The sequence below is a fragment of the Vibrio sp. 970 genome, assembly GCF_033339075.1.
Window position 1 is genome coordinate 1 of the sequence record NZ_JAWOTW010000100.1, and the last position, 1,039, is coordinate 1,039.

At 45.8% G+C, this 1,039-nt stretch carries 1 protein-coding gene and 1 pseudogene; both read left to right on the top strand.

Annotation, left to right across the window (positions count from 1 at the left end):
* On the top strand, nt 1-611 hold a 611-nt coding region (locus tag R7Q11_RS24980), incomplete at its 5' end, for an ATPase RavA domain-containing protein (RefSeq protein WP_225466856.1).
* Nucleotides 612-620: 9 nt separating this feature from the next.
* Nucleotides 621-1,039 (top strand): annotated as a pseudogene (locus tag R7Q11_RS24985) (ATPase RavA stimulator ViaA); the annotation flags it as partial.

Genomic DNA, 1,039 nt, shown 5'->3' on the forward strand with positions numbered 1-1,039 from the left:
GTATGACGCTGACCTCTGAAGCCGCAACCGGTATTTTGCGCAAAGAAACCATGCGTTTCGATACTTCGAAGGCGAAAACCTACAAAGTGGGTGCGGCCGTTAACCTAGTGAAGTTGGTTATCTTGCAAAGCAACATGTCGGTATCGGAATCGGAAAAGGGCGATAGCCGTTGGGTTTATGTACCGAAAGATGAACTGGATCGTGTGATCAAAGATGGCCAAGGTGATGTGTACGGTTACGTAAACCAAAACACCAATATGTGTCGTCTGCGTTTTGATGTGGATGCGGCGAACAACTTGGTGATCCGCGATATTGCTAACCGCGGTATTTTGGTGAGCTTGGTAACGCAACAAGGTTTGGACATTGAGCTGTACCAAAAATGGTTGTCGCAAAGCGAAAAAGCCGTAAACCAACTGAGTGAAGCAGAGCACCACATGCGTAAAGTCAAAGCGAACTTTCATGATGCACTGCCACACAGTTTTGTGGATCCTGAATTACCACGTCTTATGGAGTCGAGTCTGCAACAGGTGAGCCAACGACTTGAGTCTATCCAAGGTGAAAGCGAGAAGATCATTCAACGCTTTAAAAACTTACATCAGTTTTTCTCTTAAGGAGACGAAATGTTAGGTGCAGACGGACTCAACTTGGCGCTGATGGTGGCGGATTCAGGCATCATCGACAGTGCAGTCAACGATTTGATGGCTCGCTCTCAAGTCATGATGATGGCAGAAAACCCAGGTGTAAAATCGTCGGTGAAAAACCATTTGTTAAAATGGCGCGGCAACGTAAAGAAACGCATCACCAAAGTATGTGAGACGGAGCGTTTTCAACAAGAGCTCGCTTTATATCAAGAAGTGATTCACTGGGATGAAGACGAGTTTTTTGAGCGCATAGAGGATGTGATCAAAAAGCTTGAGTGGCACTCCGCGTTTTATATGCAAGCACGCCGCATGATGGAGAAAAACAAAGGGGTTAATAACCCGATGTTCCCGCATTACTTCTGTGACCAATGGTATCAAAGCCTTGCTGATGCAATTAA